Source organism: Collinsella sp. LCP19S3_F2 (genome assembly GCF_052121015.1).
In the GTDB taxonomy this organism is placed as follows: domain Bacteria; phylum Actinomycetota; class Coriobacteriia; order Coriobacteriales; family Coriobacteriaceae; genus Collinsella.
On sequence record NZ_JBQKFA010000008.1, the window covers coordinates 65497 to 86120 of the forward strand.

Here is a 20624-nt window from a genome sequence, read left to right on the forward strand (position 1 = left end):
ATAGCTCCTTCGTGCATCTTATAGATTGATTGATCAAGTAATGTTGAGTGCATTCTAGCGTGAACCGAGAGCGCGTGCTCGCCAGGCAACAGGAGTCGCACAAAACGGCACCCCCGAAACGCTGCGGAAACATTGGAAACATGCTCGCTACAAACGGAACTCCGTAACAAACTGTCAACGTTTGCGCCATAAGGTTTGCCCCGTACCGCAAGACGGCCGCACCGCGGCCAGCGAAAAAGGGGGACACCATGTTCAACATCAACAGCACGCTCAGCCGTAGGAACTTTCTCGCCGGCGCCGCGGCGCTCGGCAGCGCTGCCGCGCTCGCTGGTTGCTCGTCGGGTGGCTCGGACGGCGGCTCCGCCGATGACGGTAAGACCTTCAAGATCGGTGTCATCGGCCCTCTGACCGGCGCCGCGGCAACCTATGGCGTTTCGGCCGAGAAAGGTGCCAAGCTCGCCGCCAAGGATTTCTCGACCAAGGATCTCAAACTCTCGCTTAAGTCCGAGGATGACGTCGCCGACGGCGAGAAGGCCATCAACGCCTTCAATACCTTGTGCGACTGGGGCATGCAGGCGCTCGTCGGCCCCGTCACGACTGGTGCCGCCGTCGCCGTCTCGGGCGAGATCGCCGACGATATGCTCATGGTCACGCCTTCGGCCTCGTCGCTCGACGTCACCAAGGATAAGACCACGGTCTTTCAGGTTTGCTTCACCGATCCCACCATGGGCGCCAGCGCCGCGAAGTTCCTGGCCGAGAAGTATGCAGACGCCAAGATCGCCCTGTTCTACAACTCCGGCGATACGTATAGCTCGGGCGTTGCCGACGCTTTTGCCGAGCAGGCCAAGGCGTCCAAGCTCGATATCGTCGATACCGAGACCTTTAAGGACGACTCTTCCACGAGCTTTACCAACCAGCTCACCAAGGCCAAGGAGGCCGGCGCCACGCTTATCTTTGCCCCGATCTATTACACGCCGGCGTCCGTCCTGCTCAAGAACGCCAAGGACATGGGCTACGAAATGACCCTCATGGGCACCGACGGCATGGACGGCCTGCTCTCCGTTGAGGGCTTCGACACCTCTCTTGCCGAGGGCGTGCTGCTCATGACCCCGTTCTCTGCCGACGATGAGAAGAACGCCGACTTCGTCAAGGCATATAAGGACGCCTACAACGAGACGCCCAACCAGTTTGCCGCCGATGCTTATGACTGCATCCACGCGATTGTCGAGGCAATCGATGAGGCGGACATCGACATTACGGTCGACGGCGCCGACATTGCCGGCGACCTTGCCAAGGCTATGCGCAAGATCAAGATTGAGGGCCTGACAGGCGAGCTCACGTGGAACGACGAGGGCCAAGTCGAGAAGCCCGCTACGGCCTATGTGATTCAGGACGGCAAGTACATCGCCGCCTAAGTGCATATAACGAGACCGGTGGGGCCATGTTATTCAGGGCAGGAAAGCTTGTAACAGAACGGAAACATTACTTTCACACAATAAAGTCGCTAAACTGTATAAACCGACAGAAATACGCATAATTATGGATAAATGGACAAGGCAAAAGAAAAGTTGAAATAATCGCCACTTTTCTCAACTAAAGCGTCTACTATTTTGCGAACGCCGAAGACGGCGGAGGATGGCCTGTCGGGTAACCGAAACCCGACGAGATTTGAGAGGAGAGCCGCATGTCGAGCCTCACCGGTAAGTCATTGAACCCTGTTATGAATCGCAGGAGCGTTATCGCGAGCGCAGCAGGTCTGGGGGCGATGTCCATTCTAGCTGGCTGCTCCTCCAACGGCGGCGACAGCGGTTCCGCTTCGAGCGACGCTTCGTTTAAGATCGGCACCATTGGCCCGCTGACCGGTGCCGCCGCGTCTTACGGCAAGTCCGTTACCCAGGGCGTCGAGCTTGGCTGCAAGGACTTCTCCACCAAGGAGCTGCCGCTTGCCAGCAAGGCCGAGGACGACCAGGCCGACGGCGAGAAGGCCGTCAACGCCTTTAATAACCTGCTCGACTGGGGCATGCAGGCCCTCGTCGGCCCGACCACCACGGGTGCGTCGGTTGCCGTTGCCGCAGAGTGCAGTAACGACCCCAAGACATTCATGATCACCCCGTCCGCGTCCTCCGAGGACGTCACCGACGGAAAGGATTGCGTCTTCCAGGTTTGCTTTACCGACCCCAACCAGGGCGTCAACGCTGCCAAGTTCCTGGCAGAGAAGTATGCGGACGAGAAGTTCGTGCTGTTCTATAACTCCGGCGACGCTTATTCTTCGGGCATTGCAGATTCCTTTAAGGCTCAGGCCGCTGAGTCTAAGCTCGAGATTGTTGACGAGGAGACCTTTAAGGACGACTCCGCTACGAGCTTTACCAACCAGCTGACCAAGGCCAAGCAGGCCGGCGCCACCATGATCTTTGCGCCGATCTACTACACGCCGGCGTCCGTCCTGCTCAAGAACGCCAAGGACATGGGCTACGACGTCAAGATGATGGGATGCGACGGCATGGACGGCATCCTGGGCGTCGAGGGCTTCGACACCTCTCTTGCCGAGGGTCTGCTGCTCATGACCCCGTTCTCCGCCGACGACGAGAAGAATGCCGACTTCGTCAACGCTTACAAGGATAAGTACGGCGATACCCCCGACCAGTTTGCCGCCGATGCCTACGACGGCGTGCACGCGGTGGCCGAGGCCCTCAAGGAGGCCGGTCTTGGTGTCGACGCCGACCCGACCGAGGTCGCCGAGAAGCTGCCCAAGGCTATGCTCAAGATTACCGTTGACGGTCTGACCGGCAAGCTCTCCTGGAACGACAAGGGCCAGGTCCAGAAGGATCCTACGGCGTATGTCATCACCGACGGCAAGTACGTACTGGCCTAATAGGCCGCCTTACATAGAGCGGTTTTGATCCCAAGCAGGGGAGGTTTTCGCCTTCCCTGCTTGCTTGGTATCTGGGGACAACGTAACGTCCCTGTTTCATACATCAACTGGAAACCTATTCGAAAGGGGGATGTGGAACATGACGGTCTTTATCCAATACCTGGTCAACGGCCTGTCCATGGGCAGCGTCTACGCCATCATCGCGTTGGGCTACACCATGGTCTACGGTATCGCCAAGATGCTCAACTTCGCTCACGGCGATGTCATCATGGTCGGTGCCTATGTCTCGTTCTGCGCCACGTCGTATCTCGGCCTCCCGGGCTGGGCATCTGTAGTTCTCTCTTGTGTGGTCTGCACGGTTCTCGGTGTTCTCATTGAGGGTCTGGCCTATAGGCCGCTGCGCCAAGCAGGCCCGCTGGCCGTTCTGATCACGGCCATCGGTGTGTCCTACTTCCTGCAGAATGCCGCGCAGCTTCTGTGGGGCGCCACGCCCAAGAACTTCACTTCGCTCGTCACCTTCCCGGTGCCGGAGTTCTTGGCCAAGTTCAACGTAAGTGCCGTCTCGCTCGTCACCATCGTCGCCTGTCTGGTTATCATGGCCGGTCTGATGATCTTTACAGGTAAGACCAAGATGGGCAAGGCCATGCGCGCCGTGTCCGAGGACAAGGCCGCCGCTCAGCTCATGGGCATCAACGTCAACCGCACCATCTCGATGACGTTCGCCATCGGCTCCGCCCTTGCCGCCATCGCCGGTGTGCTCCTGTGCTCCTACTCGCCGGTTCTGCAGCCCACCACGGGCGCCATGCCTGGCATCAAGGCCTTCGACGCTGCCGTTTTCGGCGGCATCGGCTCCATCCCCGGTGCCTTTGTCGGCGGCATTCTCATCGGCATCATCGAGGCGATGGCGCAGGCTTACATTTCCACGAGCCTTGCCAACTCCATCGTCTTTGGCGTTTTGATCATCGTCCTGCTCGTCAAGCCTGCCGGCCTCTTGGGCAAGTACGTACCCGAGAAGGTGTAGGTGAGCGTTATGAAGTTTCTTACAGACAAGCAGACGCGTCACGACTTTGTCACGTACGCCATGTGCGTTGTGGCGTTCGCCATCGTGTTCTTTATGCAGTCTAACCACATGATTCCGCGCATGATTGTCGGTCAGCTGGTTCCCATCACGGCCTATATCGTCATGGCCATCTCGCTCAACCTCGTCGTCGGCATCGCGGGCGACTTGTCGCTGGGCCACGCGGGTTTTATGAGCGTCGGCGCCTATACGGGAATCGTCACCGCCGTCGCGCTGGAGAGCGTCGTTCCGTCTGACCCGGTGCGTCTGATCATCAGCATTGTGGTCGGCGCTATCGCCGCCGCCATTCTGGGCTTCCTGATCGGTATTCCGGTTCTTCGCCTGAGCGGTGACTACCTGGCCATCGTAACCTTGGCCTTTGGCGAGATTATCAAAGAGATCGTTACCTGCCTCATTGTGGGCGTCGATTCCCGCGGCCTGCACGTGATCTTTAACATCACGGGCAATTCCACGATCGACGACCTGCACCTGCTCGAAGACGGCACCGCTATCATCAAGGGTGCCCAGGGCGCATCTGGTGTTTCGACCTACTCGACGTTCCTTGCTGGCGCCATCCTGGTTATGGTTGCGCTCGTGATTGTGCTCAACTTGGTCCGCAGCCGCACCGGTCGTGCCATCATGGCCGTGCGCGATAACAAGATCGCTGCCGAGTCCGTGGGTATCTCCGTCACCCAGTACCGCATGATCGCCTTCGTGGTCTCCGCCGCTCTCGCCGGTGCTGCCGGAGCCCTCTTCGGCGGTAACTTCTCGCAGCTCTCCGCCACTAAGTTCGACTTCAACACGTCGATTCTCATTCTGGTGTTCGTGGTCCTGGGCGGTCTGGGCAACATGCGCGGTTCCGTCATCGCGGCGGCGCTGCTCACGGTGCTCCCCGAGCTGCTCCGTCAGTTCTCGGACTACCGCATGCTCATCTACGCCATCGTGTTGATTCTGGTCATGGTCTTTACTAACAACCCGCAGCTCAAGGCGTTCTTCGCGCGCATTAAGGACCGCTTTGCTTCCAAGAAGGAGGTGGCAACCGATGCCCAGTAAGTTTGAGTTCAACAAGGGCAAGATGGTCCCGTATCCTTCTGGCGCCATCGTTCCCGACCGCGACCTGGGCGAGCGCCCGGCGCTCGAGTGCATCCACCTGGGCATTGAGTTCGGCGGCCTCAAGGCGGTCGACGACTTTAGCCTGACCATCGGTAAGACCGAGATCGCCGGTCTCATCGGCCCCAACGGCGCCGGCAAGACCACGGTCTTCAACCTGCTCACCAAGGTGTACCAGCCCACGCACGGCACCATCCTGCTCGACGGTGAGGACACCTCGGGCAAGTCCGTCTACCAGGTCAACCGCATGGGTATCGCTCGTACCTTCCAAAACATCCGCCTGTTCAACACCATGACGGTGGAGGACAACGTAAAGGTCGGCCTGCACAACCAGGAGCGCTACTCCGGCTTTGAGGGCGTGCTGCGCCTGCCGACGTATTGGAAGCACGAGAAGGCCGCCCATGAGCGCGCCATGGAGCTTCTGTCTATCTTTGATATGGAACATCTGGCAAACGAGCAGGCCGGCTCGCTACCTTACGGCGCTCAGCGTCGTTTGGAGATCGTCCGCGCGCTTGCCACCAATCCCAAGCTACTACTGCTCGACGAGCCTGCCGCCGGCATGAACCCGTCCGAGACTGCGGAGCTCATGGCGAACATCGTCAAGATTCGCGACACCTTTGGCATTGCCATCATGCTCATCGAGCACGACATGTCGCTCGTCATGAATATTTGCGAGGGTATCTGCGTGCTTAACTTTGGCAAGGTCATCGCCAAGGGCACGGCCGAGGAAATCCAGAACAACGAAGCCGTTATTGAGGCTTATCTGGGCAAGCAGGATAAGGGGGAGAACTAAATGGCAGAGCCGATGCTTTCCGTCTACAACATCAACGTCTGGTACGGCGCCATCCACGCCATTAAGGACATCTCCTTTAACGTTAACGAGGGCGAGATCGTTGCCCTGATTGGCGCGAACGGCGCCGGCAAGTCCACGACGCTCAAGACTGTCTCGGGCCTGCTGCGCTCCAAGACCGGCTCCATCAAGTTTATGGGCGAGGACATTATCCATACGCCCGCCGACAAGCTGGTTGGCAAGGGCCTGTCTCAGGTACCCGAGGGGCGTCGTGCCTTTTTGCAGATGACGGTCGAGGAGAACCTGGAGATGGGTGCCTATACACAGCCCAAGTCCACGGTTGCCCCGGGCCTCGAACGTGTTTACGAGCAGTTCCCGCGCCTGAAGGAACGCCGTCGCCAGGTGGCCGGCACCCTTTCGGGCGGCGAGCAGCAGATGCTCGTTATGGGTCGTGCCCTTATGAGTAACCCCAAGCTGCTCATGCTCGACGAACCCTCCATGGGTCTGGCGCCGATCCTGATCGAGCAGATCTTCCAGATTGTCGAGGATTTGCACAAGGCCGGCACCACGGTGCTCCTGGTCGAGCAGAACGCGCAGATGGCGCTTTCCATCGCCACACGCGGCTACGTGCTCGAGACCGGCAAGATCACCATGACCGGCACCGGCCAAGAGCTGCTGCACGACGACAACGTCCGCAAAGCTTATCTTGGTGGTTAATCCATCCAGTAATTGGGGCGCTGACCAACTCGGTCAGCGCCCCTTTTGAAATGATCCGTTGGCTTGGTATTTAAAGTGCGACAATGCCGTGTGGAAATAGAAGTGTCATCTGGGGGTCTATCTATGCTGTACGAGTTTTGTGCCGAGAACTTTGAGCGGGTGCCGGCGGCCATTGCGGCCGGTGCGGGACGCATTGAGCTGTGCGACAACCTTGCGGTTGGTGGCACCACGCCCTCGGCCGGCGTTATCAGCGCTACGACCAGCTATGCTCGCGAGCACGATGCACGGGTGATGTGCATGATCCGTCCGCGTGGCGGCGACTTTTACTACAACCAGGACGAGCTGCGCATGATGGAGATGGACTTGGGCCTTGCCGTAAGCGCTGGCGTCGATGGCTTGGTCTTTGGTTGCTGCAAGCCTTGTGCCGGCGGATGGGCGCTCGATGAACTTGCGTTGGGCGCCCTCGTGATGGCTGCGGGCTGCGCGACCGAGGAGTGCAAGCGCGAGCCCATCGACATCACCTTTCACATGGCGTTTGACCAGCTCTCGCCCGAGGCTCAGCTCGACGCGATTGACACGCTCGCCGATTGCGGCATAACGCGCATCCTGACGCATGGCGGTGCCGCCGGCACGCCGATTGAGGACAACCTGGAGCATCTGTCGCACCTTATCGACTACGCGAACGATCGCCTGACCATCCTTCCCGGCGGCGGCATTTCCACGGCCAACCGCGATACCGTGGCTGCGGCACTGGGCGTCTCCGAGCTCCATGGCACCAAGATCGTGCCGCTGGAGGTATAACCCGTGCCCCTGGTATTTGACGTTCAGCAGGCGAGCGGGAAGCCCGACGACAACCGGCGCCCTGGCACCGCGTGCCCCTTTTGCGATACCGAGGAACTCGCCAATATCATCCGGCGCGACGGTGACTGTATCTGGCTCGAGAATAAGTTCAAGACCCTGCGCGCCACCCGTCAAACCGTGCTGATCGAGTCGGCCGACCACGACGCAGATCTGGTGACCTATGCGCCGGACGAGCTGCATCATGTGATGCGGTTTGCCCTGGGTTGCTGGCAGCAGATGATCGATTCACAGCAGTATCGAAGCGTGCTCATGTACAAGAACAAGGGTCCGCTCTCGGGCGGTAGTCTCGTTCATCCGCACATGCAGATTGTGGGTTTGGAGCAGGAAGATGGCTATGCTTCGCTGACTTCCGCCAATTTCGAAGGCATCAATGTCTGGCAACAGGGGAGAATTGCGGTCAACATCTCAACCGAACCGATTATGGGGTTCTTTGAGGTCAACGTTTCAGCTCCGCGGGGAATCGCCGCCAGCGATGACACGCGGGACCAAGCCGAGGCGGATCTCTTCGCCGATGCGATCCAGGTAGCTCTGCGTTATATCCTAAACGAGCACCACGGTGGCCGTGCAGAGTCGTACAACTTGTTCTTCTATCACCTGGGCGGTCGGACCATTGCCAAGGCGCTGCCGCGTTGGGTGGTTTCGCCCTACTTTGTCGGCTATCGTTTGGCCCAGGTCAATGCCGAGACGACGCTCGATATCGATGCTGAGCGCCTGCGCGCGCATCTGGAAACGCTCGTATAGCAAGACTAACACCCGCGTAATGCGGACAGCCTAGCGTGCCATGGCGTCGCGGCCGGCCTCGACGCGCTTGCGCTGGGCAGCGCGCTCCTCGCCGGTTAGACGCTCAAAGAGATGCCCGATAAGCGAGGCAAGTACCTGCTGAAACAGCGTTCCGCACATGACGGGAAATACGACTTCGCCCGGAAAGTATTGCGTGGCGATGACGGCGCCCGAAGAGATGTTGCGCATGCCGCAGGTAAAGCACATGGTAGTCGTTTCGCTATACGGCAGATGCAGTGCGCGGGCTACCAGAATACCGACGACAAAGCCGCTGATGGCGAAGATCAAAATAAAGAGGGCGACTTCCAAGCGCACCGCGTTCATGTGCAGCACGTACTCGCTCATGGCGGTGGAGTTCGACGCGATAACACCCATCATCATGAACTTGCAGGCGGGCGAGAGCGCGGGGGAGAGCTTCTCGTGTCCCCATCCGCGCGTGAGTTCGTTAATCACGATGCCGAGCAGGGCGGGGATAGCGATCATGAAGGCCATGTTCTGCATCATGCCCGACACGTCGATCGAGACGGTGGCGCCCAGCAAGAGCTTAAGCGTGAGCGGAATCGTAACGGGTGAGATAACCGAGGACGTCAGGATGATGGTGAGCGCGAGCGGGCCGTTGCCGCCGAACATGCTAATCCACATAAAGGCAGTGACTGCCACAGGTACGCTGTACTCGAGCACGATACCGCAGACTAGGTTGGGGTTGGAGCCAAAGAACAGCGACCCCATGGCATAGGCTGTTATGGGAATAAGCGCCGCCGAGACCAGCAGCGCCAGAATCAGGTGCAGCGGACGGCGGAATACTTCGGCTACCTGATGGAAGGTGTTGCTGAGGGCGCCTTGGAACGTCATAAAGGCAAACAGGGTGGGGACGATGGGCTTGAGTACGCCGATCTGCTGGGGAAAGAGCACGCCGAGCGTCACGCAAATCGGAACGATGATCTGCATATGCCCCGCGAGGAACTTACCCAGTCCAACCCATTGCTTCATATGCGCTTGTGACTCCCTTTGCTCATGAATCCGTTTTGAATGGATATGCTAGACGCTCTCATGCGTCCGTGTGGCTGAAACGCCCGATTATTTCGAGGCTATTACCGCCCTCGTTTATCGAAACCACGGCGTGCTGGACGTTGTGCGTCCGCGCCGCACGGTATAATAAATCAGTTCAACAGATCTGCCTGCCGAAGTGGGCATACACAGAGGACTCATCGCTATGAACCGTGAGAGGTATCGCGGCGACCTGCCCCTATCGGGGGTGGGCGCCTATGTCATCGCTTAAGACAACGCATCGCTGGGCGGTCGCTCAGCAAAACCCCGAGCTCGAAAAGGAGCTTTCGGCTGGCCTGGGCATACCCGGGCTGGTGGCGCGCATTATGGTTGCGCACGGCATTACATCCATCGAGGAAGGCCAGCTTTTTTTGACGCCTTCGCTCGATCGCGACTGGGCGGACCCGCTCGTTATTCCGGGTATGGCGGTCGTCGTCGACCGCGTTGAGCGTGCTATTCGCAGCCACGAGCGCATCGCCGTCTTTGGCGATTTTGACGTCGACGGCATTACGTCGACTTGTCTGTTGACCGAGGCGCTGCGTTCGTTTGGCGCCAACGTCACGCCGTTTATTCCGCATCGTTTTGACGAGGGCTACGGCCTGTCGCGTGCGGCGCTCGACCGCGTTAACGAGCTCGCTCGCCCCCAGCTGATCGTGACCGTCGATAACGGCATTGCCGCCAAGGAAGAGGCCTCCTATCTGGAGAGCCTGGGGATCGATTTGGTGGTCACGGACCATCACGAGCCGTCCGACCAGGTGCCGCAGGGCGTGCCCCTGACCGACCCCAAGCTCGAGGACAAGGGTCCCTCGCGCGAGCTTGCCGGTGCCGGCGTGGCACTCAAGCTGGTGCAGGTCCTGGGCGAGCGTTTGGGCAAGCCGTCGTATTGGCGTTCGCTGATAGAGGTCGCGGCGTTGGGCACCGTGTCCGACATGATGCCGCTTACGCCCGAGAATCGCGCACTGGTCGCCGAGGGCATCCAGCAGATGCGCGTGACGGCCCGTCCCGGCTATATCGCGCTTGCCGCACTTGCCAAGGCCGATCTTTCTACCATTACGGCCGACGGCCTGTCGTTTTCGCTCATCCCCCGTCTGAATGCTGCCGGCCGCATGGCCGATCCCAAGCTGGCGCTCGACCTGCTGCTTGCCCGCGACCCCATCGAAGCGAGCGCGCTTGCCGCCGAGCTCGAGGAAATCAATCGCCAACGCCGCGAGATCGAGGCCGAGCTTACGCGCGATGCCATGGCGAAGGTCGAGGAGACTTATGACGGCGGGCGCGCAATCGTCGTGGGCGGCGAGGGCTGGCACGAGGGCGTCAAGGGCATCGTGGCGAGCCGCTTGACCAATCGCTATCACGTGCCGGCGCTGCTCTTCTCGATCGAGGATGGCGTTGCGCGCGGATCGGGCCGCTCGGTGGGCAAGATCAACCTGTTCGACGCCGTCGAGCGTTGCTCCGATCTGCTGATTCGTCGCGGCGGGCATGCCGGTGCGGTGGGTGTGACCATCGAGGCATCCAAGCTCGATGAGTTCCGCCGTCGCCTTTCGGCCGTGCTGTCGGAGCTTCCCGCCGAGGACTTTGAGGACACTGACGAGGTTGCCGCCACCGTTGATCTCTCCGAGCTAAATATCGAGACCATCGAGCAAATTTCCCGTCTTGAGCCGTTTGGCCAGGGCAATAAGGTGCCGCTTCTGGCCGCCGAGGGCGTGACGATGTGCGATCGCGCCGTGGTGGGCAAAACCGGCGAGCACATGCGCTTTGTGGCGACCGATGGTGCCGCGAGTGTGCCGGCCATCATGTTCCGCGTGCCGCAGATCGATAGGCTCATCAATTGCGACAGCGCCGTCGACTTGGTGTTCGAGGCCGTGGCCGAGCATTGGCAGGGACGTGTGAAGCCCAAGCTCATGATCAAAGATGTCTTGGTGCGCGATACCGCGGCGCCCAATATCGACGATCCGGCATGTGAGCTTCGCCGCGGCGTGCAACCGGCGGATTCTGGTCTGCGCCTGGAGTCGCGTAAACGCGAGACGCTCGCCCAGCTTTCTTATACCGAGCTCACGCGCTCGCTTATCCATAGCTTTATCGGCTCGAACCAGCCGCATCGCGCGCAGGTCGAGGCACTCGACGCGCTTGCCGACCATCAGAGCGTTTTGGCCGTTATGGGGACGGGGCGTGGCAAGTCTCTGATTTTCCATGTGCATGCCGCGCGCGAGGCGGTTCTTCGCGGGCGTGCGAGTATTTTTGTCTATCCTCTGCGTTCGCTCGTTGCCGATCAGGCCTATCACCTTTCCTCGACGATGGCCGCGCTCGGCATTGGTGTCGGCGTGCTGACTGGCGAGACCGTGGAGGCCGTACGCGATGACGTGTTCGCCGGCCTTGCTTCGGGTCGCATCGGTATCGTTCTCACGACGCCCGAGTTCTTGTCTATCCACCGTGATCGATTTGCGCGTTCTGGACGTATTGGCTTCGTTGTTATCGATGAGGCGCACCATGCCGGTCTTGCTAAGGGTGGTGACCGGAGTGCATACCTCGATATGCCCGATATTCTTAAAGCCCTGGGCGACCCCGTTGTCATGGCAGCAACGGCTACCGCGACGGCTCCAGTTGTGGCAGAGCTTGCTCGCGTATTGCCGATTACCAGCACGGTGGTCGACGAGACCGTTCGCGAGAACCTACAACTCGAGGACGATCGTGACCTTGCGAGCCGTGAAAATCGCCTGGTTTCGATCGTTGCGACGGGGGAGAAGACCGTCATCTACGTGAACTCGCGCGACCAGTCCGTGGCGCTTGCCAAGACGTTGCGCAAACGTGTGCCCGACTGCGCGACCCATATCGCGTTCTATAACGCCGGGCTTGCGCGTTCCGATCGCCGACGCGTCGAGGAGGCGTTTCGAGATGGCAGCCTGAGCTGCATCGTTTCAACCTCGGCCTTCGGCGAGGGCGTCAACCTGCCCGATATCCGCCATGTCGTGCTCTACCACATGCCGTTTGGCGCGATTGAGTTTAACCAGATGAGTGGCCGTGCCGGCCGCGATGGGCAGCCTGCCGTGATTCACCTGCTCTATTCGTCTCGTGACGCTCGTATTAATGAGCGCCTGCTCGATTGTTACGCGCCCGAGCGCGATGAGCTTGTCACGCTCTATCGGGCGCTGCAGACCATGTGGCGCTCCAATCGTGGCAAGACGGGGGACGATTCATTCTGCGCAAGCGATATCGACATTGCGCAGATGTGCCTTGCAATCGACGCGCGCACGCCGGTCGATGAGCGTTCGGTGGCAAGCGGCTTGGGAATCTTCGAAGAGCTCGGTTTCTGTCACGTTTCGGGGTTTGACGATACCCGTCGCATCGCGATGACCGAAAACCCCGGGCGCGTGCAGTTGAGCAGGTCGATCCGCTATTTGGAGGGCTTGCGCTCGCGCATGGAGTTCTCGGCTTTCCGGAGTTGGGCACTCGATTCGTGCGCTTCTGATATGCTTACCAAAATTAACCGCCCGATCGTACCGCGGGCCTAGGGAAGGGGACCTCGATGGATGCCGCAGCCCGTACCGCCCATGATTCCGCCCTCCAGCCCTTTTCGGAGATGGAGCACTATACGCATGCCGATGATCTGCCGCCCGAGATTATGGCGGACAGCTACGACAAGCTGGAGCGCCTGTGCCTTAAATATATGAGTGAGGATGACTTCTCCAAGGTGGAGCAGGCCTACTGCTTTGCTGCCGAGAAGCACTGCAACCAAAAGCGGCGCTCGGGTGAGATGTACATTAACCATCCCGTCGAGGTGGCTATCATTTTGGCCGACCTTAAGATGGACTGCGATGTGGTGTGCGCTGCATTGCTGCACGATACCGTCGAGGATACCGATACCTCGCTTGCCGATGTTTCGGGTCTGTTTGGCGAAACCGTGGCAGAGCTCGTCGACGGCGTGACCAAGCTCACCAACATCGAAGTCGACAACATGGACGAAAAGCAGGCGCTTACGCTGCGCAAGATGTTCCTCGCCATGTCCAAGGACATTCGCGTCATCATCGTCAAACTCGCCGACCGCCTGCATAATATGCGCACGCTTGCCGCCCTGCGCGAGGACCGCCGCCTGTTTAAGGCGCGCGAGACCATGGATGTGTATGCGCCCCTGGCAGACCGCCTGGGCATGAGCTCTATCAAGTGGGAACTCGAGGATCTGTCCTTCTTCTACCTTGAACCCGACGCTTACCAGCGCATCGCCCGCATGGTGGCAGAGTCACGCGAGGTTCGCGAACGCTTTCTGGCCGAGACTATCAAGACGCTTACCGATGAGCTCGACCGCATTGGCCTTGAGGGTTTTCAGATCAACGGTCGTTCCAAGCACTATTGGTCCATCTATCAAAAGATGAAGCGCAAGGGCAAGGAGTTCTCCGAGATTTATGATCTGGTGGCGCTGCGCGTCATCACCCATTCGGTGCGCGATTGCTATTCCACGCTTGGTGCCGTGCATACTTTGTGGCATCCCATGCCCGGTCGTTTTAAAGACTATATCGCTATGCCCAAGGTCAATAACTACCAATCGCTCCATACGACGGTTATCGGCCCCACGGCCCGTCCGCTCGAGATTCAGATTCGAACCTACGAGATGCACGAGCAGGCCGAGTACGGCATCGCCGCCCACTGGCTATATAAGAAATCGGGCGGATCGTCTGCCTCCAAGACCAACGACGCACAGCGTCTGGACGATCAGATTAACTGGCTCAAGCACTCGCTCGATTGGGCAGCCTCTGACGAGATCACCGATGCCAAAGAATATCTGCACTCACTGAAGGTCGACCTGTTTGACCAGGAGATTTTTGTCTTTACGCCCAAGGGTGAGGTCATGGCGCTTCGTGCGGGCTCTACACCGCTCGACTTTGCCTACGCTGTTCATACCGAGGTCGGCAACCACTGCGTCGGCGCCAAAATCAACGGTGCGGTGGCTCCGCTCACGCACGAAATCAAGACGGGTGACCGTGTCGAGATCCTGACTAACAAGAGCTCCAAGCCGTCGCGCGATTGGCTCAAGATCGTCAAGACGCCTTCGGCCAAGTCAAAGATTCGCCGTTACTTCGCCGCTGCGACCAAAGACGATGACGCTGCTGCCGGTCGCGATATGCTGGCCAAGGACCTGCGCAAGCGCGGGTACGGCATCTCTACGCCGCGATCCACGCGTGCACTCAATGCCGTGGCGGAGCAGTTTAACTTCAAGCAACTCGAGGACCTGTTCGCAGCCGTTGGCGCGGGCAAGGTCGCCCCGCGCGCTGTGGGCAATAAGGTCGAGCAAATCTTGGATCCCAAGCCCGAGGAGCAGCTCACCAAGGCCGAAGCCATCGCTGAGGTCGTCAAGCAGCCTGCCCGCGGTTCCAACCGCAAACCGCAAAAGCGTGGCAAGAGTGCAAGCAACGGCATTATCGTCAAGGGCGAGAGCAACAGCGGCCTGCTGGTTCGTCTGGCGCATTGCTGCAATCCGGTGACGGGCGACGACATCGTGGGCTTTATCACGCGCGGTCGAGGCGTCTCGGTGCATCGTGCCAACTGCCCCAACGTCAAGGGTCTCATGGAACACCCCGAGCGCATGATTGACGTGGAGTGGGATGGTGCTGCCGATACGCTTTTCCAGGTCGAGATCGTGGTCGAGTGCTTGGATCGTATGGGCTTGCTCAAGGATGTCACCATCGCCATTGGCGATGCAGGCGGAAATATCCTTTCCGCCGCTACCTCGACCAACCGCGAGGGCATTGCGACCCTGCGCTTTATGGTCGAGATTTCGGACGCGAGCGGTCTGGATCCGCTGCTGGCATCCATCAGCAGTGTCGACTCGGTCTATGACGCACGCCGTCTGATGCCTGGCGAGGGTGGGGCTCAGCTTAAGCGTCGCGTATAGGCGTGACGAACGCACAACGGTAATGATATTGGCTACGTTCGAGGCATCGTTTGATGCCTCGACGCTTGTAGAAGGAGGACGTGCTCATGGTCACTGCAGCTTTGGACTTAACCCCTCGGGGTATGGCTTCGATCGAGGCGCTTGTAAACGGCCCCATTCAGACCAACAGTTACGCCGTAATCTCGAGCGGCGAATGCCTGATTATCGATCCGGCCTGGGAAGGTGAGCGTCTTGTGGAACATATCTATGCCAAGCATCCTGACGCGCACGTGCTAGGCGCTGTCTGCACCCATGGCCATGCCGATCACGTAGGTGGCGTTGCCGGAGCGCGAGCCGCCGTCGGTAAGGGTTTCCTATATGAGTTAGGTGCGAAGGACGTGTTGGTATCTCGTGAGAATATCGAGGAGCAGCGAGCGATGTGGGGCATCGATACGCCCGATCCGGGCGAGCCGACGCGATTGCTTGCTGAGGGCGATACGATTGAATTGGGCGATATCTGCCTGCAGGTGATCGAGACGCCCGGTCACACACCGGGTGGCATTGTCTTGTTCGCCGCCACCGAGCAGGGAAGCATCGCCTTTGTTGGCGACACCCTGTTCCCGGGCAGCCACGGCCGCACCGATCTCGCCGGTGGAGACGAGGCGGCGATTTTGCGCTCGCTCTCCAAGCTCGCCCGGCTTCTCCCGCCCGATACCGTTTGCCTAACCGGGCATGGTGATTCGACCACTATGGCGCGCGAGCTCATGCAGAACCCTTTCATGCAGATGTAGCTTTGTAGTCAGCTGCTTAAGCACGAGAAGTGTCTAAACGTCAAGATATTTTCCCCAACGGGCCGATTCCGTAGGGCAAACGGTCAAAAAAAGTCTGTTTGGACGATATTCGTGAACAAACGAACGTTTACGCTCGGGTACGCCGTGGTAAAATCTCATGCGTTATCGGAGCAACCTTACAGGAGGTTTCTTTTATGCTCGTCAACGCAGCAGACATGCTCAAGAAGGCCGAGGCCGGCAAGTATGCTCTCGGTGCCTTCAACACCAACAACCTCGAGTGGACTCTGGCTATTCTCCAGGCCGCCGAGGAGGCCAAGTCTCCGCTGATCCTTCAGTGCACCGCTGGTGCCGCTAAGTGGATGGGCGGTTTCAAGGTCTGCGCCGACATGGTCAAGGCTGCCGTCGAGGCCACGGGTGTTACCGTTCCCGTCGCCCTTCACCTCGATCACGGTTCTTACGAGGACTGCTTCAAGTGCATCGAGGCCGGCTTCACGTCCATCATGTATGACGGCTCTCACGAGGAAACCTTCCAGCTTAACCTCGATCGCACCAAGGAGCTCGTTGAGCTTGCCCACTCCAAGGGCATGTCCATCGAGGCCGAGGTCGGCGGCATCGGCGGTACCGAGGACGGCGTGACCTCCAACGGCGAGCTCGCTGACCCCGCTGAGTGCAAGCAGATTGCTGACCTGGGCGTCGACTTCCTCGCCTGCGGCATCGGCAACATCCACGGCGTGTATCCCGCCGACTGGGCCGGTCTTTCCTTCGAGCGTCTGGGCGAGATCAAGGCTCAGACCGGCGACCTGCCCCTCGTCCTGCACGGTGGTACCGGCATCCCCGAGGATCAGATCAAGAAGGCCATCTCCCTGGGCATCTCCAAGATCAACGTCAACACCGACCTGCAGCTTGTCTTTGCCAAGGGCGTCCGCGAGTACATCGAGGCTGGCAAGGATCAGCAGGGCAAGGGCTTCGATCCCCGCAAGCTCCTCAAGCCTGGTCGCGAGGCCATCGTTGCCCGCACCAAGGAGCTCATGGAGGAGTTTGGCTCCGTCAACAAGGCGTAAGTAGCGGTTTAACTTCCCGCCGGAGGCCCCGTTTCCCCTACGCTGTTTCCCTCGCGCTCACCTTGCTTCGCCAGAAGTCGCGCGATGGAATCAGCTCCGGGGAAACGGGGCCTCCTTCGTTAACTCGCTACAGGGTTACTGGGCTGAATTATTTATTTGACTACCGTTCAGCGGTGTTGATGGCTCCCTTGTTGGGGCTTTCTTTTTATGTCGGTACAATGGTCTCGGGTTGTCGTTCTGCGTGGGAGTGGTTATGGCTGTCGTTAATGTTTTGCCTGCCGATGGAAAGGTTGTTGCCGAGGGCCCCGTTGGTTGCTCTGTTGATGTTTGTTGCGATGATTTCCGGCATCTCGACATTGGATTGCCACCTGAGATCCTTCGTCTCAAGGACGCCGGGTACCTGGCGCAGGCTGTTGCGGCTTGCGACCGTCTTTTGGAACAGAGCCCTGATCCCTCGTTGGCCGCTTGCGTTCGTGCCGAGCGGTATCGCATGATCGAGACGTCGTTTCATTTTTCGGTGTCGCGCGATCAGGCTATTGCGATGATCCGCGAGGAGTGGCCGGAGTTTACCGAGGATCAGTTTGACGACCTGATCGATCGCAAGCGCATCGACTGGCGCTTTATCGATGGTGAACTGTTCGTTCTCGACAACTTCCTTGATTCTTTGCGTGTGTATCCCAAGGAGGTTCCGGGCCTGCGTCCCGATTCTACGGATGGAACTGCGCTGCGCAACCAGATGCTTAAGAAGATGGAATCACAGGGCGGGCTGTCTCGTGCCATTACGCTTAAAGCATCCGTGTCTGTTCCCGGTGCTCTGGAGGGGGAGGCCGTTCGCGCGTGGCTTCCCGTTGCCGCAGCCTGCCGCCAGCAGTCTCATATCGAGATTCTCGATATGACGCCGGAGGGGATCCTTGCTCCCGCGAACGCTTTGGCGCGTACCGCCTCGTGGGTTTCCTCGGCTGATCGATCGTTCTCAGTGACCTATCGTTATCTGATTGATGCCGCTTATTGCGATATCTACGGGGGAGCGCTTCCGGCGCATCCGTGTATGGACGCGCCGCTGCCCAAGGATATTTCCGAGGACCGACCGCATATTGCATTCACGCCGTATCTGCAGCAGCTGACCGAACATGTTATCGATGGTCTCGAGGATCAGCTCGACCGCGCTCGGGCTATCTATGATTATTTGACGCATCATATCGACTATCGATACCAGCCACCGTATCTGCTTCTGGGCTCTATCGCCGATGACTGCGCGCATTCGCTTCGCGGTGATTGCGGTGTTATGGCACTCACGTTTATCACCATGTGCCGCATCGCCGGCGTGCCCGCACGTTGGCAGAGCGGCCTGTACGTTGCGCCCGACTCGGTGGGCTCGCATGACTGGGCGGAGTTCTATACACCGCAGACGGGTTGGCTTAACGCCGATGTCTCGTTTGGATCCTCGGCACGCAGGATGGGGGAGGAATGGCGCCGCCGCCACTACTTTGGCAACCTCGATCCATGGCGCATGGTGGCAAACTGTCGGTTCCAGGCAGAGTTTGAACCCGTCTTTGACGGTATGCGTGAGGACCCCTACGATAACCAGATGGGCGAGGCCTCGGTCGACGGTCGCGGATGCCGTCAGCGCGAGATGCTCCGCACGGTCGAACTCATCGAAATGCTCGAAGTTCCATTTTCGGACTAATCTACGGAAAGCTGTGATAAACTAACTCACGCAATACGTGCCCGAGTGGCGGAATTGGCAGACGCAGTGGACTCAAAATCCACCGTTGGCAACAACGTGCGAGTTCGAGTCTCGCCTCGGGCACCATACATGCAAAAGAGCGTTCAAGGGGGTTAAGGCCCCCTTTTTCGTGTACGTAATGTGATAACGAGCGGTACGTGTTATTATCGCCAAGGCGTTGTTTCCGCAATGCCCTAAAGAGGAACCCGAGGGTTCCCACCTTTTGGCGCCAATGAGCAGCTGACTGGTCATACAACTTAGATTCTCTTCCTCATATCGAGGATGTCTATGTGTACGACCTGGTTGCAAAAAAGCGCCGGGTTATTTTTTTATGAATGGAGGTAGGGAAAATAGCTAAGTCTGATGACACCCGCATCAACGACGAGATCACTGCATCTTCGTGCCGTTTGATTGGCGTCGATGGCTCTCAGCTCGGTCTGTTCGCCATCCGCGATGCCCAGCGCGTCGCCGACGATCAGGGTCTCGACCTTGTCGAGATCGCTCCCAACGCGGAGCCGCCGGTCTGCAAGGTCATGGACTACGGTAAGTTCAAGTACCAGCAGGCCATGAAGGCCAAGGCTGCTCGTAAGAACCAGTCCAAGGTCGAGGTTAAGGAAATGAAGTTCCGACCCAAGATCGACGTTGGCGACTACGAGACCAAGAAGGGCCACGTTCTGCGTTTCCTCAAGAAGGGCGCACGCGTTAAGATCACCATCATGTTCCGCGGCCGTGAGATGGCTCACCCGGAGCAGGGTCTTAACGTTCTCGAGCGTCTCGCCGAGGATCTTAAGCCTTACGCTACGGTCGAGTCCAAGCCTAAGATGGAAGGCCGTAACATGCTTATGCTGCTCGCCCCAATTAAGGGCGCCTTTGATGAGGATAAAGCGGCAAGTGATACTAAGTAACTAGTGTTCTGTAACCGATTAAGGAGTATTTCATGCCTAAGATGAAGTCCCACAGCGGCACCAAGAAGCGTTTCCGCAAGACTGGTACCGGCAAGCTTATGCGCGCCAAGGCTTTCAAGAGCCACATCCTGAGCAAGAAGTCCACCAAGCGTAAGCGTGGCTTCCGTCAGGAGACCGAGATCGCCGCTGCCGACCGCAAGGTCATCAAGTCGCGTCTCGCCTAAGTTAGCGTTCCCGTTTTTCGTTTAACCGTCTAGGAGTTGATAGAACATGGCACGTATTAAGCGCGCTGTTGCCGCCAAGAAGAAGCGCCGTACCGTTATGCACCGTGCGAAGGGTTACTACGGTGCCGCTTCGCGTACTTACAAGCATGCTAAAGAGCAGGTCCAGCACTCTCTGCAGTATCAGTACCGTGACCGCCGCAATAAGAAGCGCGAGATTCGCTCTCTCTGGATCACCCGTATCAACGCTGCTGCTCGCCTGAACGACATCTCTTACTCTCAGTTCATGCACGGCCTGAAGGTCGCCGGTATCGAGCTCGACCGCAAGGTCCTGGCTCAGATGGCTTACGAGGACATCGAGTCTTTCAACGAGCTGGCTACCATCGCCAAGAAGGCTCTCGAGGCCTAATTGATTCTCTTGAATCGCTAGGGGAGTGTCGCGCTGTGCGCGGCGCTCCCTCTTTTTATCTAAGGCGCTGGTTTATATAGCAAAAGCGCGGGTAGATAGACACTTACAGGTGACCGATCTTTATATATCTCTTAACCGAAGGGTCATCATCTGATACGTACAGTATTTCTGCACCAGCCTTTCTATTACTTATATAGGAAGCGATATATTGTGTAGGACTTGTGAAGAGTGGAATTGACGTCCCACATCGCTTCGCGGTCTGGCAATATATCTCCTTGCCGCGCGGCCCGGTCGGACCGGGAACCAGCGCAGGCGTGCACCTTGAGAACCGGATACTGCGAGGATGGACACACCAGATGTGTCGCATCCGGGCAGACATCGAACCATTTGAAATGGTCTGACTTGGATTCGTTTTTC

The 20624-nt window shown here is 58.7% G+C and carries 18 protein-coding genes and 1 tRNA gene; 17 read left to right on the top strand and 2 right to left on the bottom strand.

Annotated features, from left to right (window positions below; translation table 11 throughout):
- Positions 1–248 precede the first annotated feature (248 nt).
- The 8 genes from ACTQX9_RS07540 (at position 249) to ACTQX9_RS07575 (ending at position 8148) form a co-directional block, all read left to right on the top strand.
- Complete coding sequence (locus ACTQX9_RS07540) at positions 249–1415, top strand: ABC transporter substrate-binding protein (protein WP_427719714.1); 1167 nt, start codon at positions 249–251, stop codon at positions 1413–1415.
- A 269-nt stretch (positions 1416–1684) separates the two neighbouring features.
- On the top strand, positions 1685–2872 hold the full coding sequence (locus ACTQX9_RS07545) for an ABC transporter substrate-binding protein (protein WP_427719715.1): 1188 nt from the start codon (positions 1685–1687) through the stop codon (positions 2870–2872).
- Positions 2873–3011: 139 nt separating this feature from the next.
- A complete protein-coding gene (locus ACTQX9_RS07550; protein ID WP_154517188.1) occupies positions 3012–3893 on the top strand; it encodes a branched-chain amino acid ABC transporter permease in 882 nt (293 codons plus the stop codon).
- A gap of 9 nt (positions 3894–3902) precedes the next feature.
- Positions 3903–4982, top strand: a complete 1080-nt coding sequence (locus tag ACTQX9_RS07555) for a branched-chain amino acid ABC transporter permease (RefSeq protein WP_441540967.1) — start codon at positions 3903–3905, stop codon at positions 4980–4982.
- Positions 4972–5832 (top strand): ABC transporter ATP-binding protein, encoded by an 861-nt coding sequence (locus ACTQX9_RS07560; RefSeq protein ID WP_427719717.1) that lies wholly within the window; start codon positions 4972–4974, stop codon positions 5830–5832. Before ACTQX9_RS07555 ends, ACTQX9_RS07560 begins: the two co-directional genes overlap by 11 nt.
- Positions 5833–6546, top strand: coding sequence for an ABC transporter ATP-binding protein (locus tag ACTQX9_RS07565; protein ID WP_229770701.1), 714 nt, complete (start codon positions 5833–5835; stop codon positions 6544–6546).
- Between the two features lie 123 nt (positions 6547–6669).
- Entirely contained in the window at positions 6670–7347 is a 678-nt protein-coding gene (locus ACTQX9_RS07570; protein ID WP_441540953.1) for a copper homeostasis protein CutC, read from the top strand.
- 3 nt (positions 7348–7350) lie between these two features.
- Entirely contained in the window at positions 7351–8148 is a 798-nt protein-coding gene (locus ACTQX9_RS07575; RefSeq protein WP_427794446.1) for a DUF4931 domain-containing protein, read from the top strand.
- A 30-nt stretch (positions 8149–8178) separates the two neighbouring features.
- Here ACTQX9_RS07575 and ACTQX9_RS07580 read toward each other — a convergent pair whose 3' ends face one another.
- On the bottom strand, positions 8179–9177 hold the full coding sequence (locus ACTQX9_RS07580; RefSeq protein WP_441540955.1) for a bile acid:sodium symporter family protein: 999 nt from the start codon (positions 9175–9177) through the stop codon (positions 8179–8181).
- 275 nt (positions 9178–9452) lie between these two features.
- Between ACTQX9_RS07580 and recJ the strand changes: the two genes are divergently transcribed.
- The 9 genes from recJ (at position 9453) to rplT (ending at position 20207) form a co-directional block, all read left to right on the top strand.
- Positions 9453–12740, top strand: coding sequence for a single-stranded-DNA-specific exonuclease RecJ (recJ, locus tag ACTQX9_RS07585; protein WP_441540957.1), 3288 nt, complete (start codon positions 9453–9455; stop codon positions 12738–12740).
- 14 nt (positions 12741–12754) lie between these two features.
- Complete coding sequence (locus ACTQX9_RS07590) at positions 12755–15115, top strand: RelA/SpoT family protein (protein WP_154517206.1); 2361 nt, start codon at positions 12755–12757, stop codon at positions 15113–15115.
- Positions 15116–15201: 86 nt separating this feature from the next.
- Positions 15202–15885 (top strand): MBL fold metallo-hydrolase, encoded by a 684-nt coding sequence (locus ACTQX9_RS07595; protein WP_441540959.1) that lies wholly within the window; start codon positions 15202–15204, stop codon positions 15883–15885.
- Positions 15886–16079: 194 nt separating this feature from the next.
- Positions 16080–16946, top strand: a complete 867-nt coding sequence (gene fba / locus ACTQX9_RS07600; protein WP_441540961.1) for a class II fructose-1,6-bisphosphate aldolase — start codon at positions 16080–16082, stop codon at positions 16944–16946.
- A 253-nt stretch (positions 16947–17199) separates the two neighbouring features.
- Positions 17200–18633 (top strand): transglutaminase-like domain-containing protein, encoded by a 1434-nt coding sequence (locus tag ACTQX9_RS07605; RefSeq protein ID WP_441540963.1) that lies wholly within the window; start codon positions 17200–17202, stop codon positions 18631–18633.
- Positions 18634–18672: 39 nt separating this feature from the next.
- A tRNA-Leu gene (locus ACTQX9_RS07610) sits at positions 18673–18759 on the top strand.
- 248 nt (positions 18760–19007) lie between these two features.
- Complete coding sequence (gene infC, locus ACTQX9_RS07615) at positions 19008–19577, top strand: translation initiation factor IF-3 (RefSeq protein ID WP_006234423.1); 570 nt, start codon at positions 19008–19010, stop codon at positions 19575–19577.
- A gap of 32 nt (positions 19578–19609) precedes the next feature.
- Positions 19610–19801, top strand: a complete 192-nt coding sequence (gene rpmI / locus ACTQX9_RS07620) for a 50S ribosomal protein L35 (protein WP_006234422.1) — start codon at positions 19610–19612, stop codon at positions 19799–19801.
- Positions 19802–19847: 46 nt separating this feature from the next.
- Positions 19848–20207, top strand: a complete 360-nt coding sequence (gene rplT / locus ACTQX9_RS07625) for a 50S ribosomal protein L20 (protein WP_006234421.1) — start codon at positions 19848–19850, stop codon at positions 20205–20207.
- A gap of 185 nt (positions 20208–20392) precedes the next feature.
- On the opposite strand, the gene ACTQX9_RS07630 is transcribed toward rplT, so the two are convergent.
- A partial coding sequence (locus tag ACTQX9_RS07630) for a hypothetical protein (protein WP_441540965.1) occupies positions 20393–20624 on the bottom strand: 232 nt, incomplete at its 5' end.

Coding starts and splice junctions, on each gene's coding strand:
- ACTQX9_RS07540 (WP_427719714.1), top strand. CDS start 249: ATGTTCAACATCAACAGCACGCTCAGCCGTAGGAACTTTCTCGCCGGC.
- ACTQX9_RS07545 (WP_427719715.1), top strand. CDS start 1,685: ATGTCGAGCCTCACCGGTAAGTCATTGAACCCTGTTATGAATCGCAGG.
- ACTQX9_RS07550 (WP_154517188.1), top strand. CDS start 3,012: ATGACGGTCTTTATCCAATACCTGGTCAACGGCCTGTCCATGGGCAGC.
- ACTQX9_RS07555 (WP_441540967.1), top strand. CDS start 3,903: ATGAAGTTTCTTACAGACAAGCAGACGCGTCACGACTTTGTCACGTAC.
- ACTQX9_RS07560 (WP_427719717.1), top strand. CDS start 4,972: ATGCCCAGTAAGTTTGAGTTCAACAAGGGCAAGATGGTCCCGTATCCT.
- ACTQX9_RS07565 (WP_229770701.1), top strand. CDS start 5,833: ATGGCAGAGCCGATGCTTTCCGTCTACAACATCAACGTCTGGTACGGC.
- ACTQX9_RS07570 (WP_441540953.1), top strand. CDS start 6,670: ATGCTGTACGAGTTTTGTGCCGAGAACTTTGAGCGGGTGCCGGCGGCC.
- ACTQX9_RS07580 (WP_441540955.1), bottom strand. CDS start 9,177: ATGAAGCAATGGGTTGGACTGGGTAAGTTCCTCGCGGGGCATATGCAG.
- recJ (WP_441540957.1), top strand. CDS start 9,453: ATGTCATCGCTTAAGACAACGCATCGCTGGGCGGTCGCTCAGCAAAAC.
- ACTQX9_RS07590 (WP_154517206.1), top strand. CDS start 12,755: ATGGATGCCGCAGCCCGTACCGCCCATGATTCCGCCCTCCAGCCCTTT.
- ACTQX9_RS07595 (WP_441540959.1), top strand. CDS start 15,202: ATGGTCACTGCAGCTTTGGACTTAACCCCTCGGGGTATGGCTTCGATC.
- fba (WP_441540961.1), top strand. CDS start 16,080: ATGCTCGTCAACGCAGCAGACATGCTCAAGAAGGCCGAGGCCGGCAAG.
- ACTQX9_RS07605 (WP_441540963.1), top strand. CDS start 17,200: ATGGCTGTCGTTAATGTTTTGCCTGCCGATGGAAAGGTTGTTGCCGAG.
- infC (WP_006234423.1), top strand. CDS start 19,008: ATGGAGGTAGGGAAAATAGCTAAGTCTGATGACACCCGCATCAACGAC.
- rpmI (WP_006234422.1), top strand. CDS start 19,610: ATGCCTAAGATGAAGTCCCACAGCGGCACCAAGAAGCGTTTCCGCAAG.
- rplT (WP_006234421.1), top strand. CDS start 19,848: ATGGCACGTATTAAGCGCGCTGTTGCCGCCAAGAAGAAGCGCCGTACC.